Origin of the sequence: Bacteroides oleiciplenus YIT 12058 (assembly GCF_000315485.1) — a bacterium.
In the GTDB taxonomy this organism is placed as follows: Bacteria; Bacteroidota; Bacteroidia; order Bacteroidales; family Bacteroidaceae; genus Bacteroides; species Bacteroides oleiciplenus.
In genome coordinates this window covers 1,440,778-1,456,862 of the sequence record NZ_JH992940.1, presented here as the reverse complement: position 1 = coordinate 1,456,862, position 16,085 = coordinate 1,440,778, and the positions used below count along the sequence as shown (strand labels likewise).

The following is a 16,085-nucleotide window of genomic DNA, read 5'->3' as shown; positions in this document are numbered from 1 at the left end:
CACTTTTGTTTTAAGTTAATTATTGCGATTGTATAAATGTATACTCTGTTGAGCTGCCGGTAAGTAATTTACTCCATACCAGCACATCTGCAAAGCCAGAAAAGACAAGATGAGTAGCACATAGAGTGTCTTTCGTCCGGCTCTCCTGAAAAGCCGTAGATGCACGTAAAGCAAATATCCCATCCAGGTAATCGAGGCCCAGGTTTCCTTGGGATCCCAACTCCAATAGTTGCCCCATGCTTCTTTTGCCCAAAGTGATCCCAGTAACATGCCAATAGAAAGGCATGCCACGCCTGCATAAACCAGATTATCCGCTGTCTGCAAATATTCTTTCTTATGACGGTACAATCCGGTTAGTGCAATGATGAAAGCACAGCCTAGAACTGAATAGGAAAACATATAGATGGTGACATGAGGAATAAACCAGATGCTTTGTAAAGCTGGCATCAGCGATTGGTCGTGTATCTCGGGCTTCATCAGGTTAATAATGACAAAGACAGTGGCAAGTAAGGTGGAGAAAGAGAGAATCCAGCGATACTTCCACCTTATATAAGTTAGCAATCCGGCTACTTCCATAAAGAAAGAGTACCACAGCCGGGTTTCTCCCATTGTGCGCAATGGGGGACGTTGGAGGAATATCCATAATCCGGTCAGGAATATACCTAAAACAAGGATACCGCTTGCTGTGAAGAGGATCGCAGTCTTGCTCCTCACGGATGAGCGAAGGGCAAATACAGCTCCTGCCAACCATAAGCAGACGGATATTGCTGCAAATACATAAAAATTATCCCAATTAATCATACGCTTTTCGGACCGTTAATGAATAAAAGAATAGCTCCCACCAGCATCATCAGGATGCCTGCCACCACAACATACTTCCAGGGTTGCCTTACTACTTGCAAGATGCAATAGCTGCTTTCATTACCTTTCATCACGTCATATCCGCTGAGGTATACATCTTCTCCCAACTGATAGGAATACGGATGGTTTACTTCCAGCAATGCTTCTTCATTTCCCAAACGCACATTTGCCGCAAAGCGGGAGGGATGTCCGTTAGGATAATATTCTACGGCAAAAGAATTAAGTTCTATTTCATAATCCAGATAGTGCGATGTACCGTTCATATCGAATGCTTCGCGTGCAGGTTCTCCTTTATATAAAGGTATGCGTAATGTTTGTGTATCACTACTGCCCAAGACTCCTGCAAACAGGGCGAGCCATAATCCTGCATGATTCAGAATAAAGCGCCATCGGGTTTGTTTGCGATGTCGGCAGGCATGAATAGTAATCATTGCCAGATTGCTCAATAATAAGAAAAGTATTGCTATGAATGTCCAAGAAGTCATGAAGTTGTAGCAACCTAATGTTGCAAGCAATCCTCCATGAGTTTGGGTTTCCGCATCCGATAATTGTGGGAAAAGCCCTATCACCAGACCGCCACCAATGAACAATCCTATGGATAAAATACTGGTTTGGGGAGAACAAAGGAACCGGGTGATTTTTGTATTTCTATATTCTTTATATAATATCCACAACAAGAAAAGCCAGATTGCAGCGAAAATAATATTGAGAGGGAAAGCAAAGAAAGAAACCGGAAAATTCCCTGTAAGCAGTTGAAGAACAATTGCTAATAAGATAAATCCTATTGTGTATACATAGCGCATAGTCGTGTCTTTTCTGATTCTTTTGCAAAGGAATGAAATAAAATTGAATAATCATATAAAATTGATATAAAATTGTAATTATTACAATAGAAAGATATATTAGCTGTCTTGATTATTAAGTTCCGAAAAAAATATCTATCTTTGTGCCCATGATTTCTAAGAACTGTATATACTCTGGGGTTGACTGGATTTGACAGCGGGTAGAAATAGTAAGTAAGCATGCAGTGCGTCGTTGATTTGCACTTTAATCTCAGTCCTCAAAATTTTATCTGGCGAAAGACAATACGCTCTTGCTGCTTAATCGAATCATAGTAGATTAGCTTAATCCCGGCACTAGGTGCTGGGACGAGACATCACTCGGAAGCTGTTGCTCCGAAGCATTCCGATCCAGTGGTGCAGTTACATCGGGGATAGTTCTTGTCGGCCTTGAGGCAAGAATGAAACTTTAAAGGATAAGGCAACGATTGATGGCTTTGGTTCTGCCGTTGCTCGAAAATCTAAGCAAAGATAAGCATGTAGAAAGCTTATGATTTCCTCGTTTGGACGAGGGTTCGATTCCCTCCAGCTCCACAGAAAGATTAAAAGAGGCTGAACTCAAAATATATTTTGAGACAGCCTTTTTTAATGGGCAGATGGTTAGAAATTGCGATTATTACTTATAGTTCAACAAGGTTGTTGCTATGGTTTCCTTGTCAGTGAAGAAACGTATCCAGCGGGCATGGAATGCTTTTGGGAAGGTGTAGTTTACTGTTTTGCAGGGAGCGACATTAAAAGGCTTATATTCCATGTAATCCCCATTTCCTGTAGTATCTACTTCTATTGTAAATTTCATCCTTCCCTGTATGTGATAGTGAGAGTTCTTTTTTGTCGTAATGACTGATGAGATAAGGATTTGATTTCTCAAAGGCTTTCACGTTACTATCTACCCACGGACCACCGGAACCGACAGGTTTTCCCATCTTTCATAGATCATCGATAGCACCTGCCCAAATGGTGGCTTTTTTGTCCTCTGAAACAATAATATTGCCTGTTTGATGTCTACTCCAGTCATCACTAACAATTTATCTGATGAGCCTACTGGCAAATGAGGACCATAAGTTATCATCCATAAATGTCCTGACCATGGAACAACAGCTCTTGTGCCACATTCACCTTCATTATTATAATAGGCAAGGTGTGGATAAATGCCGGACAAGGACACTGGAATTGGTTTCTCGTTATCATCAACTTCCCATAAGTGTTGTCTTGCAGACATAGAGGTTGAGAGACATAACTGAAACATGGCGGTGATAAGCAATGCTTTTGAAAAATGATTATACTTCATACTATTGAATATTTATTTGAATTTGGCTTTCTCTTAGTTCTTCAGAAGTAGCAACAATGTTTATGGACTTCCCCGAACGGTCGGATGCAACGATTAATTGTGCATATCCTGAGAAGGCACTTCTCTCTGCCGGTACTCCCTGCGGAAAGACATCGGGCTCGTGGCAAGACGGGTTGCCATTTCCTACTCCCAGCACAACACCGTTTTCTACTTTAAAGCAGATGCGATTATTGGCAGTAGGGACTATGCGCTTTTTGGAATCGATTATTTTTACTGTAATGATAGCTATGTCGTTGCCGTCTCCTTTTATAGAGCCTCCGGTTTCGCTGGTTAGTTGTAATGATGCCGGTTTTCCGGTTGTTTCTACAGTTGCTATATATTTTTTATTACCGTTTTTGCCTTTGGCTGTCAGTTTTCCAGGTGTGTACTTCACCCGCCATGTGGGTATATCAAATTTACCTATTGTTTTCTTTCCGAGACTTTTATTATTAAGAAATAGCTCGGCTTCATCCATATTGGTATATAGTTGCACGTCTACCGAATCGATTCCTATGCCGTTCCAATGAGGCAATATATGCAATACTGGTTCATTCGTCCACCAGGCTTTATAGTACCAATAAGCATCTTTGGGATAACTGCAATAATCCAGAATACCAAAATTGGAGACGACTCCTGGCCAATAATACATTAAAGCTTCGCCGCCATAATCAAAGCCTGTCCAGACAAATGCTCCTCCGATATATGGGCGGGTATCTACATAACGCATCCATTCTTGTGCAGTAGATCCCCAGCTAGGTCGGTCATGGTCGTAGGACTGATGATGGTCTTTTTCTTTTATAGTACTATAAATGCCTCGGGTAGTGAGTGTACTGGCTTCTTCGGTCAGGATGCAGGGAAGTAGTGGGAGTTCTTCGTGTACATTGTCTAGATTGCCTATTCTGAAATAGTTGGAACCTTGTACATCTACAGCTAAGGAGAAACCGCTGCCCCAGCCACCATTCATGGCTGCTGTACACATACGGGTCGGGTCGAGTTTATGTTGTATGCGTTTCATACGCTCGGCTATCATTCTTCCCTTTTCTGTTTTTTGGATAGTCGGCTCTTCATTCCCTAAACTCCAGAGGATAATTGAAGGATGATTTCGATCACGTCGGATAATGGTTTTCATCTGCTGAAGCCCTTCGTCACTGGAACTCATCATGCGCATTTCATCTATCACCATTATTCCTAAACTATCACATGCATCCAAAAGTGAAACTGTAGGTGGATTGTGAGAAGCGCGATAGGCATTGGTGCCGAATTCTTTTAGTTTCTGAATACGCCAAGCATTTAAGCGGTCGGGGACAGCTACACCTACTCCGGCATGATCTTGATGGCAGCATACTCCTTGTAATTGTACGCGTTTACCGTTCAGAAGGAAACCTTGCTCGGAGCTAAAAGTGATGGTGCGGATTCCGAAGCGGGTGACATAGCTGTCAATAACCGTATTGTTCATCTCTATTTCCGTGCGTAGTGTATAGAGATAAGGCGTTTCCGGTGACCACAGGTGTGCATTATTTACCTGCATGTGGGTTTTTATTTCATTTTTGTCGAGCGAATGAATGCTTAGATGCTTTTCTGTATAAGCAATTTGTTTTCCTTCTATATCTGTAATGCTGTTTTTTAAAACAACATCTACAGCTTTATCCGATTCATTGGCAACTTCAATTAATGCTTCTATAACGGCTTGCCGTTGTGTGAGGTCTACATCACTGGTGACGAAGGTACCCCATTGTGGGATATGTACTGAGGAAGTTTGTGTCAACCATACATTACGGTAAATTCCAGCTCCTTCATAAGACCATAGTTCCGACTGAGTGGCATTTACTCGCACGGTTATTACATTCTCTTTCTCCGGTTCATAGTTTAAGCACTCTGTTACATCGAACAACAGAGGTACGTAGCCGCTTTCGTTTTTTCCAAGGTAGATGCCATTCATCCACACTTGTGCATCTCTGAATATACCTTCAAATTCCAGGTGATAACGGCAGCCTTTAACGAATGTTTGCTTTAAATTTTTACGATACCATCCCACACTGTTTTCCGGAGAAAGTCCACCCAATCTACGATAGCCTTTTACTTTTAGCTGATCGGGCGCAAAGCTCAGTGTCATTCCCCAATCGTGAGGTAAGGATACTCTTTCCCATTGACTATCGTCATAAATCTCGGTATGAGGAATTGTAAAACGAGATTTCTGGTCGGCTTGAAGCAGGGTAGCTTCTTGCAGGAAATTTATTTTGGAGAAGGAAAGTGCTCGTCCATAATTGAAATCTTTTTCTGGATTAGCAGCATGTCCTTTGGCGAAACGCCAGTCCGAATTAAGCAAAATTCTTTTGCGCATGTTCTGAGCATTAGCAAGAGAAACGCATAACAATAAAGTCAATAGATAAAATGTTTTCATATTCATATTACCGGTTAAGTTTTTATCATCGGCAAAGGAATGAAAACATTCTTATGGGGAAGTGCATTCTCTATACATGAAACATGCTTGTTGAGTACACATTACTCTTCCTCATTGTCTTCTGCATCTTTTTCGTCGCCAGGCGTTTCATTCTTCCGGTATGCTTGTGGAATGGTGTGGTATTTAGCTTTAAAACATTTGGTGAATTGCCTGGGTGAAGAAAAACCTAAATGATCTGCAATTTCCGAGATGTTTAGTTCCGGATTATTTTTCAGCATGAGTGCTGCCCGTTTCAGACGGACGGTGATTATGAAATCGTAAGGGGTTTGACCAGTGATGTCTTTTAATTTATTGAATAGTTTGGTACGGGCGATTCCCATTTCGCGTGCAAAGACATCTACATTGAAATTGGTGTCATCAAGATGTATTTCTATGATGCTCATTGCTTTGTCTATGAGTTCCTTATCCAATGGGTTTGTCGCTAACATTTGCGGCATTGCCTGAAGCTGCTTACTGAATTTCTCTTGTAGCATAATCCGGTTATTGACAAGATTGTTGCAGCGGGATAGTAGAAGGTTTATGTTGAATGGTTTGGTGATATAATCATCTGCTCCAATGCGTAGTCCTTCCAGATTGTGCTCGACAGCAGTTTGGGCAGTGAGTAGGACAACCGGGATATGACAGGTATCTATATTCTCTTTGATAAGTTTACATAGTTCCGTCCCTGATAATATAGGCATTACCACATCGCTTAATACAAGATTGGGATGCTCTGCTTGAATAATTTCCCAACCCTCCGCTCCGTTAGAAGCTACCATTACATTATAGAATGTCTCAAATATTTTCTTAAGCATTTCACGCAAAGAAGCATTGTCTTCTATAATCAGTATTTTGGCTTCTTTATTCTTTTCAATAGCTGATTTTGTATTCAGTATATCGAATTCATGTTCATCTGGGAAAAAGACCGGATGAGGGTCATTGGGTAAAGCTAATTGTAAATCACTTTTCTGTTCATTGATTTGCTCTGGTGCCAGATGTTCTTTGCCACTGGGCAGATGTACATTGAAAGTCGTAGCCTCTCCTGGATCACTATAAACCTCTATCGTGCCATGATGCAGTTCTACAATGCCTTTGGTAAGTGATAAACCGATTCCAGTTCCTGTGTAAGTGGGCGATTCGATTTGATCGGTTTGGTAGAAACGATTAAAAATTTGATCGATATCTTGAGGTGGAATTCCGCTACCATTATCGGTTACTTCAATGATAGCTTCGTGGTTTACTTTTCTTACGGATACCAAAATACGACCACCTTCCTTCGTATGCTTGAAAGCATTCGAGAGGAGGTTATTCATTACTTTTTGCATCTGTTTCGGGTCATACCAGATGGGGATGCTGTCATGCGTCTTGTGAAAATGGAAGGATATCTTATGTTGCATAGCATACTCCTGAAAAAGTAGAAAGTTTTCGTATACGAAATCGACAAGGTTTGATTCACTGGCTTTTATTGTCATATAGCCTTGTTCTTGTTTACGGAAATCGAGCAGTTCGGTAATCAGTTCTCTTAATTGCAGACTGCTTTTATAGACGCCTAATATCCTGTTATAGACAGTTGGGACTAAAGACCGCATTTGCAATAACATTTCCATTTGTCCGATAATTAGCGTGAGTGGGGTGCGGAATTCATGTGAAATGTTAGTAAAGAAACGTAGTTTAACTTGGTTGAGTCTTTCTATATCTTCTGCATGTTTTTTTTCATATTTTAGAGATTCCTGTAGCTTGATGCGGTTGTTATACATACGGATCAGATAATAGAGGACACTGCATATGCATAGTGTATATAGCAGATAGGCCCATATCGTGCGATAAAAAGGAGGAAGAATCTCAATATCCAGCCTGCTCTCAGAAACAATCGGGTTGTTCTTGGCACGTACAATGAGGGTATATTTGCCAGGATTCAAGTTAGTGTATGTGATGGCTTGCTGATTACGCATATTGGTCCAGTTTTGCGAAAATCCTTTCAGAAAATACTCTATTTCATCTTGATTGAAAGGTATGTAGTTTGTAGTGGTATACTCAATACTGAACATGGACTGATGGGATTTCAATGTAATTTGTGGCGAGTAAGTTAAATCTTTATTGAGTATTTGACTCTTGTCATTCACCTGAATCACTTCACCATTTACGAGTAAACGGAATGGATAAATATTATAACTTTGCGGAGTATGGTTAATGGCTTCTGCTCTGAATGAGATCATACCATCTACGCCTCCAATGAATATATTTCCATTACTTGCCTTATAGACGGAGCGTTCATTGGGCGCTGATAACGGTATTCCGTTTTTCTTATTGTAGTTTTGAAATTTACGGGTAGGATAATCCAGAATGGAAAAACCGGAGTCAGTGATAAATAACAGTTTGTCTGGTGAGAGTTCACATACATCATATACATAATTACTTCCCAGTCCATAATGTTGCTCATCAAAGTTTTCAAAATCATCTGTTTCATATCGGTATAAATCAATGCCGCTTTCATTGGTACAGAACCATATGCGTTTTTGGCTGTCTTCATAGATTCGGTTGATGCTATTGCTACTGATACTTTGCTTTAGGGCATGATTATGCTTGTAAATTTGTAAAACCTTATCGGTGAATGAATATCTGTATACAGCTTTGCCATCACCGCCAATCCAGAGAGTGTTATGATGGTCCACACATACAGAAGTGGCGAAATGAATTTTATTGGATTTATCCTGAAACAACGATTTGTATTGGCCGGTTTGGGGACTAAATATGCTTATTCCACTGTGTGTTGCCAGAATGAGTTTGTCTTTATAGGGTGTAATGTCTCGAATCGTTTTTGAAAGGGAGGATTGGGATTGGTCGCCTTCTAAAGGATAATGCGTAAAGTGTTCGTTCTGAATATTTAGTTTGTTGAGTCCTCCCATGTGAGTACCTATCCATAAGGCTTCTCTGTTGTTGTCATAATATATAGCTTTTACATTGTCGTGTGAGATACTGTTTGAGCGTTCTTTATGCCTGTACCATTGGAATTTATTGTTTTGAGGATTGTATTTGTTTATGCCTCCTCCTTCGGTTGCAATCCATAGATTATGTTGACTGTCTTCGGTCATGCTACCTACAATGGGAGAACTGAGCCCTTCTCCTTCTTGAAATGATACTTGATAATGACGGTAGATCTGGTTGCCCGGATGAAAATAATTGATGCCTCCAAAATAGGTACCAATCCAAATGGTACCTTGTGTATCACACAGTAAAGCCCAAATGGAGGAGTGGGTAAGACTCTTTTCTTTATTCTGTTTTTGATAGCTGGTGAAAGTCCGATTGGAAGCATTATACTTATTGAGTCCGTTGAAGGTACCAATCCACACGTTACCTTGCTTGTCCTCGCAAAAACAACGGATGAAGTTGGAACTGATGCTGGAAGGATCATCCTGCTTATGTTGGAAGTTGATAAACGAATCTTCTTCCATTATATAAATGCCATGATTCATGGTTCCAATCCAGAATTTACCGGTAGAGTCCTTAAATATGTCTTCGACATAAATTTCAGGTAAGAGATTGCTGAGTTTATGATCTCGGCAATCCAGGCGGAAAAGTCCTTGATTTACGGTTCCTATCAGTATGAATTCATCGCAAATGTATAGTGAAGTGATATAGCTATCTAATTCTTTTATTTTGTAATACTCTTTGAATTGTTTGTCTTCATAGCGGTAGATTGTGTTATTCTGAGTAATGTAAAGCTGCTTGTGGTAGAACATGGAGCGTATAGTTCCCTGAATGAGGGTTGATAGTCGGTTTTTTGATAGTTGAAGAACAGATATACCCTTGGAGGTCATAAAATAAATCTCATCCTCATTATTACCGGTTATTTGAGATATGTTGTTGTAGATAAGAGTATTGGGGACATTCTTTTGATATTTGTATGTGGTGAACTCTTTGCCATTGTATAAGCAGACTCCGTTACGTGTACCTATCCATATAAATCCTTTAGGGTCTTGATAAACGGACATAACTGAATTATGCGCCAATCCTTCGTTTATAGTCAGATGATCGAAAGATATATCTTGCGCCTTACTATCGGATATAGCTAAAATACAGCTGCAAATTAGAAGAAAGAAGTTTTTCAATTTCATCATGTGTTTTTCTTAGAGCATTAGACAATAATGCAAAGATACTTCTTTTTAATTAAAATATGTAGGTGTTGTATCTGTCGTTTATGTACAAAATAAGTGTTTTCTGAGTACATTTTCTGTTTAGAGAGGGGATGTACTGACAAGGTGTATTTTCTGTATACTCGCTACAGTTCTGTTCTTATGGGTAGTCTACCTTTGCAATACCATTTAGTTTAATTAATAATTTGTATATGAAAAACTCTTTGTTGGCATTAGTCGGATTTTTGTTATTTATGTTAGGAGGGTGTAGACCAAAAACTGTTGTAGTAGAAGGTATTCTTCCTGATAATATCAGGAATGCTGTTGCGCAGTATTCATCACAAGTCAAATTAATAGAGGAGAACAGCAAGGAGGTTCTGAATCCTCGTACACTGGATAAGAAAGGAAACATTGTGTATGTCTCCTATAGTGACTGGACCAGTGGCTTTTTTCCGGGAAGTATATGGCATTTATATGATTTGACGGAAGATGAGGAATGGAAAACTCTGGCGGTGAAGTATACCGAAGCATTAGATTCTGTTCAATATCTGACTTGGCATCATGATGTAGGATTCATGGTTGGATGTAGCTTTTTGAATGGCATGAGGGTAGGAGGAATGGATTATCGTCCGATAATTGTGCAGGCAGCAAAATCCCTCTCCACTCGTTTTCGTGAGAAAGCAGGAATATTTCAATCATGGGATGCGGATAGAGGCTGGCAAGCCAAGCGAGGCTGGAAATGCCCGGTTATTATTGACAATATGATGAACTTGGAAATCCTGTTTGAGGCAGCACGCCTGACAGGAGATTCAGTCTATTATACTATGGCAGTCAGTCATGCAGACAAGACTCTACAGAATCATTTTCGTGCCGATTATAGTAGTTACCATGTAGTTGATTATGATCCTGAGACCGGGGAGGTGAGAAGTAAACAAACTGCGCAGGGATATGCAGATGAATCTGCTTGGGCCAGAGGTCAAGCTTGGGCTCTTTATGGCTACACGATGTGTTATCGCTATACATATAACACTAAATACTTGACGCAGGCACAGAATATCTACAATTTCATTTTTACTAATAAGAACCTGCCGACGGATTTAATACCCTATTGGGATTATGACGCATTGAATATCCCCAATGAACCCCGTGATGTTTCAGCGGCGGCAATTACAGCTTCTGCCCTCTACGAACTGGACACCTATCTTCCTGGTACAAAATACAAAGAAACTGCTGATCTGATAATAGAAACGTTGAGCACTTCTGCTTATCGGGCCGAAGAAGGGACGAATGGCTTCTTTCTACTGAAACATTCAGTAGGAAGCATCCCTCACGGACAAGAGATAGATGTTCCCTTGAATTATGCAGATTATTATTTTCTGGAAGCATTGATGAGAAAGCGTGATCTGGAAAAGTGAAAAATTGATCTTTATACTAACCGTGTCTATTGCATAAACGATAGATGCATAATCTAATTTTATGATGCAAAAAATGATTCTTAAATGGGGCTGGTTACTGATTCTACTCAGTACCGGACTTGTAGGACATGCTCAGGTTACTACAGTACAAGGTATTGTATACGATGAAAGTGGTTTGGAAGTAATAGGAGCAAATGTAAAGTTGAAAGATTCTTCTATGGGAGTCATTACTGACCTTGACGGGAAATTCAGACTGAGTGTTCCTAACCCGGAGAAAGCTGTTTTGGTGATTTCTTTTATTGGCTACCAAACGCAGGAAGTGGTTTTGAAAGGTAAAAAAGATGTAAAGGTGACTTTGCTTGAAGTTGCTAATGAATTGAATGAAGTAACTGTTGTTGCTTATGGCGTGCAGAAAAAGGAAACATTGACAGGAGCTATTTCATCTGTAAAGAATGAGGCTTTATTGCGTTCGCCCAATGCAAGTGTCGCCAATGCCTTGGCCGGTCAGATCACCGGTCTGTCTTCAGTATCTACAAGCGGCCAACCAGGTGCTGAAGATCCTTCCATCTATGTACGTGGAGTAGGTTCGTTAACGGAAGCCGGTTCGCAGCCATTGATATTGGTAGACGGCGTGGAACGTTCTTTTTTCCAGATGGATCCTAATGAGATAGAAAGTGTCAGTGTATTAAAAGATGCTTCGGCTACAGCTGTGTTTGGTGTACGTGGTGCTAACGGAGTGGTGCTTGTAACCACTAAACGGGGGGCAGAGGGAAAAGCGAAAATATCTCTTTCTTCTTCTTTCGGTTTGACACAACCTACGCGTTTGTTGGAGATGGCGGATAGTTATACGTATGCTCTATGTCATAATGAAATGAAAGCGCATGACGGGAAAGCAGCTTCATTTGATGACTATGTATTAGAACGGTTTCGCTTAAATGATGAACCTATCATGTATCCCAATGTGAATTGGAGGAATTATTTGTTGAATAAGACATCTATTCAGACACAGCATAATCTCAATATATCAGGAGGTACGGATAGGGTACGCTATTTTATTTCATTGGGATTCCTATATCAGAATGGCTTGTTTCGTCAATTTGAGGAACTGGACTATAAGAATAATTATACCTATAACCGTTATAATTATCTGGCTAATCTGGATTTGGACTTGACGAAATCTACCATCTTAAAGTTGGGGCTTGGTGGAATTGTAGGTGTGACTCATGAGCCTAAGGGAGCCGGTTTTGGTAATCTGTCACAGCCTTTCTGTAGTCCGGGAGTTATTGATGGGAAATTAATTGTGATGAATCCTCAGAAATACGAAGGGGTTTTGATGAATAATAATGTATTAAAAGGCTTTTATGATTTAGGTTATAAAGATAAGACGGCCAACACTATGAATATGGATTTGACACTGGTTCAGAAGCTGGATATGATAACTAAAGGGCTTTCTGTAGAGGTAAAAGGAGCTTATAATACATCCTATTCTTATTCGAAGAGCAGAACACGTTCGCAAACAATTCGATATGAACCTCATTACCAGTCAGAGTTGGAGGGGTATCAGCCGGGAGCAGACCATCCGCTGACCGATGATCCCAATTACAACAAGACCGTTGTCTATAGAGTGCTGAATGACTACGCCACTCCGTTTCTGGCCTTTGATGAAGAGACAACAAGAGGGCGTAATTGGTATCTGGAGGCAAGTTTGCGCTACAATCGTAAGTTTGGCAATCACAATGTAGGTGGATTGTTGCTGTATAATCAGAGTAAGAAATACTATCCGGCTCAGTACTCTGATGTTCCTGCCGCCTATGTAGGACTTGTCGGACGTTTGACGTATGATTATAAGTCGCGCTATATGGCAGAGTTCAATTTCGGTTACAATGGTTCGGAGAATTTTGCTCCGGATAAACGTTTTGGTGCTTTTCCCGCCGGCTCTATCGGTTATATCATTTCGGAGGAGCCGTTTATGAAGGAACAAAAGGTAGTTGATTATTTAAAATTGCGTGCTTCTGTGGGGCTGGTCGGAAATGATAATATGAATAATAACCGTTTTCTTTATTTATCAGATGCCTATTTAGTGGATCAGCAAGGTAATCAAACGGCGTGGAAAGGATATCCTCATGGCTATAACTTTGGTTATAATTCAACTTATTGGACACCCGCGGCGATAGAAAGGCGTCTTGGAAACCGGAATGTGACTTGGGAAACCGCTTTAAAGCAAAACTATGGTATTGACGTTCATTTTTTGAAGAGTCGTCTTAAAATAACAGCAGATATCTTCTTTGAAGATCGCAAGGACATCTTAATTAGTCGCTCCACTATTCCAATGATCTCCAGTTTAACATCAAGTCTTTTGCCGGTGGTGAACATGGGACGTGTGAAGAATCATGGCTATGAAGTGGAAGTGAAATGGGAAGACAAGATTAATGATTTCCGTTATTGGGCCAATGGCAATGTATCATATTCAAAAAATAAAATTGTGGAGCAAGATGAGATAGAACCCAATGAACCTTATTTATGGCGTACCGGAAAATCAGTAGGTGCTATCTTTGGCTATGTATCTGAAGGTTTTTATTCGACTGCTGATTTTAAAGAAGATGGAAAGACGTTGATCGATGGATTGCCGGACCCCAAAGTACCTGTATATCCGGGTGATGTGAAATATAAGGATTTGAATGGCGATGATGTGATCGATACGGACGACCAACGTGAAATAGGGTATCCGACCCGGCCCGCCTATACATTCGGCTTGAATTATGGAGTGAATTACAAAGGGTGGTTCCTCACAATGAACTGGTTGGGAGTTACAGATCGTTCGCTTGTATTGGCCAATGAATTCAGAACGCCTTTCGGTAATGGAGGTGGGCAATCATTAGGCTTATTCTCTTATCATGTAGAAAATCGTTGGACACCCGAAACAGCAGAGACGGCAACTATGCCCCGATTTTCTGAGAATAGTTTGTCGCATAATAGCAAGCAATCTACTTTATGGGTTAAGGATGGCTCTTATTTAAGATTGAAATCCGTGACAATCGGGTATGAGTTTACAGATATACAGGTGTTGAAGAAAATAGGTATCAGTAAATTGGGGCTTAAATTATCTGGGTATAATCTGTTGACTTTTGATAAATTTGGTATTATGGATCCGGAATGTAAACCCAATAATCAAGATACCTATCCTATTACCAAGACTTATAATTTAGGTGTTAATATTACTTTCTAAATAAATGAATGACATGAAACTGAAATTTAAATATATAGGACTCCTTTCCGCCTGTTTCTTATTCATATTGGCAGGGTGCGAAGATTTGAAATTTGGTAATGCTTTCTTGGAAAAGCCAATTAGTACGGATGTGACTATTGATACGGTTTTTTCTTCCAAGAAATATGCAGAACAGGCTTTGGCGGAAGTATATCACTCATTGCCAGATTATTTACCTACTGATGGCAGATTATCATGGGGTACTTTGGAGACTATCACGGATTTGGGTGAAAACACAAAGGCAGCCGGTGCACAAGGATATTATAATGGTACATTGACTGCGATAGACAATGGTCAGTTTCCTTATCGCTTGGACCCGGCTGGCACTACTGAAGAAGCTGCTGCCTGCTCGCCCATGTATGGCATTCGCAAAGCATGGATTTACTTAGAAAATGTGGATAAAGTACCGGATATGTCTGCTCAGGAAAAAGAAGTCCGTAAGGCTGAGGCAGCTCTTATTATAGCATTTCATTATTCTCAAATGCTGCGTCACTATGGTGGAATGCCATGGATTGATCATGCTTATAAAGCAGATGATGATATGACTTGTACCCGTATGACTGTCAAAGAAACTGTTGCCAAAATCGATTCAATAGCGGATGCTACAGCTAAGGTTCTTCCGTGGAGCGTAGAAGAAGCGGACGAAGGCCGTATGACTGCTGCTGCCGCTTTAGCTCTGAAATCACGGGTTCGACTATTTGTTGCAAGCCCGTTGTTTAACTTTGCAACTCCTTTCAGAGAAGGAGAAGCGTCTGATAAATTATATACTTGGTATGGTAATTATGATGCTTCACGCTGGAAGGATGCTTTAGACGCAGGATTGGCTTTTTTGGAAGCAAACCAAGCTAAAGGCGATTACTACCGTTTAGTTGATACAGGTAATCCGAGAGATGATTTTGCAGCGGCATACTTCAATCGTTGTAATAGAGAGTGCCTTATTGTTTCCCATCGTTTTGTCACGTATGACGCCAATAGCAAGTCTTTCCAGCAAATCAAGTTTGGAACGAGCGGAGTTACCGGAAATTATGCGGATATGTTTGAAATGGCAGATGGAACTCCATTTAGTTGGGATAATCCAGTCCATAGAGCCAATCCGTTTTTTGATGATAAAGGAAAATCGGTTCGTGACATCCGGATGTATGAAACTCTGATTGTAAACGGTGATAAATGGGGAGCACGTACAGCTGAAGTCTGGTTAGGTGGTCGTGAATCATGTGAAGGTTCCAGTGTTTCTTCTTTCCAGAAAAATGCGTATAACGGATATGGCATGCGTAAATTTCAGCGTGACTTGGGTACTGAAATGAGGAAGAAATTCTATTCCTGTCCATTGTTGCGCTTGCCTGAGATTTACCTGAATATAGCTGAAGCAATGAATGAATTGGGAATTGCTACAACTCCGGATAAATTCGGAAGAACAGCCTATGATTATGTGAAGCTGGTACGTAATCGTGTGGAGATGCCGGGACTGGATGAAAGCATCGTCACGCCAGGTGAGAAGTTGCGCGAAGCTATTCTGCATGAACGTGCTGTTGAGTTTGGATTTGAAGAAGTACGCTATTTTGATATAAACCGATGGAAGAGAGATGACTATCTGAAAGCGAAACTTCATAGATTAAGAATAACCAAAGAAAATGATAAGCTTTCGTATGAGGTGAGATATGATATGTTGCATAAACGTGTATATATAGAGCGCTGGGATAATCGTTATTTTCTGATTCCTATTCCTCAAGGTGAAATAAACAAGAAGTATGGACTTGTACAGAATCCGGGTTGGGAATAAGAATAAATCTAATTAGAAACATTGA

9 protein-coding genes and 1 other RNA gene are annotated in these 16,085 nt (G+C 40.4%); 4 read left to right on the top strand and 6 right to left on the bottom strand.

Annotation, left to right across the window (positions count from 1 at the left end):
* Positions 1-15 precede the first annotated feature (15 nt).
* Both HMPREF9447_RS06340 and HMPREF9447_RS06335 read right to left on the bottom strand, forming a co-directional pair.
* Positions 16-801: a cytochrome c biogenesis protein gene (locus tag HMPREF9447_RS06340; RefSeq protein WP_009128872.1), complete on the bottom strand. Its 786-nt coding sequence runs from the start codon at positions 799-801 to the stop codon at positions 16-18.
* Entirely contained in the window at positions 798-1,664 is an 867-nt protein-coding gene (locus HMPREF9447_RS06335) for a cytochrome c biogenesis protein ResB (RefSeq protein WP_009128871.1), read from the bottom strand. The genes HMPREF9447_RS06340 and HMPREF9447_RS06335 overlap by 4 nt, the downstream gene beginning before the upstream one ends.
* Before the next feature lie 176 nt (positions 1,665-1,840).
* Between HMPREF9447_RS06335 and ssrA the strand changes: the two genes are divergently transcribed.
* Positions 1,841-2,237: a transfer-messenger RNA gene (ssrA, locus tag HMPREF9447_RS27700) on the top strand.
* A gap of 79 nt (positions 2,238-2,316) precedes the next feature.
* Here the strand turns inward: ssrA and HMPREF9447_RS06330 are convergent.
* The 4 genes from HMPREF9447_RS06330 to HMPREF9447_RS06315 all read right to left on the bottom strand — a co-directional run bounded on the left by HMPREF9447_RS06330 (position 2,317) and on the right by HMPREF9447_RS06315 (position 9,585).
* Complete coding sequence (locus tag HMPREF9447_RS06330; protein ID WP_044137495.1) at positions 2,317-2,496, bottom strand: hypothetical protein; 180 nt, start codon at positions 2,494-2,496, stop codon at positions 2,317-2,319.
* Between the two features lie 90 nt (positions 2,497-2,586).
* Complete coding sequence (locus HMPREF9447_RS06325; protein WP_009128870.1) at positions 2,587-2,988, bottom strand: hypothetical protein; 402 nt, start codon at positions 2,986-2,988, stop codon at positions 2,587-2,589.
* Between the two features lies 1 nt (position 2,989).
* Entirely contained in the window at positions 2,990-5,428 is a 2,439-nt protein-coding gene (galA, locus tag HMPREF9447_RS06320) for a beta-galactosidase GalA (protein ID WP_244267581.1), read from the bottom strand.
* A gap of 101 nt (positions 5,429-5,529) precedes the next feature.
* The gene (locus HMPREF9447_RS06315) at positions 5,530-9,585 is read right to left on the bottom strand and encodes a hybrid sensor histidine kinase/response regulator transcription factor (RefSeq protein WP_044137493.1); all 4,056 of its coding nucleotides are present in this window, start codon (positions 9,583-9,585) and stop codon (positions 5,530-5,532) included.
* A gap of 227 nt (positions 9,586-9,812) precedes the next feature.
* Here HMPREF9447_RS06315 and HMPREF9447_RS06310 point away from each other — a divergent pair, with 227 nt between their 5' ends.
* The 3 genes from HMPREF9447_RS06310 (at position 9,813) to HMPREF9447_RS06300 (ending at position 16,060) form a co-directional block, all read left to right on the top strand.
* Positions 9,813-11,015 (top strand): glycoside hydrolase family 88 protein, encoded by a 1,203-nt coding sequence (locus HMPREF9447_RS06310; RefSeq protein ID WP_009128867.1) that lies wholly within the window; start codon positions 9,813-9,815, stop codon positions 11,013-11,015.
* A gap of 64 nt (positions 11,016-11,079) precedes the next feature.
* On the top strand, positions 11,080-14,241 hold the full coding sequence (locus HMPREF9447_RS06305) for a SusC/RagA family TonB-linked outer membrane protein (protein ID WP_009128866.1): 3,162 nt from the start codon (positions 11,080-11,082) through the stop codon (positions 14,239-14,241).
* A 13-nt stretch (positions 14,242-14,254) separates the two neighbouring features.
* Positions 14,255-16,060 carry a RagB/SusD family nutrient uptake outer membrane protein gene (locus HMPREF9447_RS06300; protein WP_009128865.1) on the top strand — a complete coding sequence of 602 codons (1,806 nt, stop codon included), beginning with the start codon at positions 14,255-14,257 and terminating at the stop codon, positions 16,058-16,060.
* The last annotated feature ends 25 nt before the right edge of the window (positions 16,061-16,085 follow it).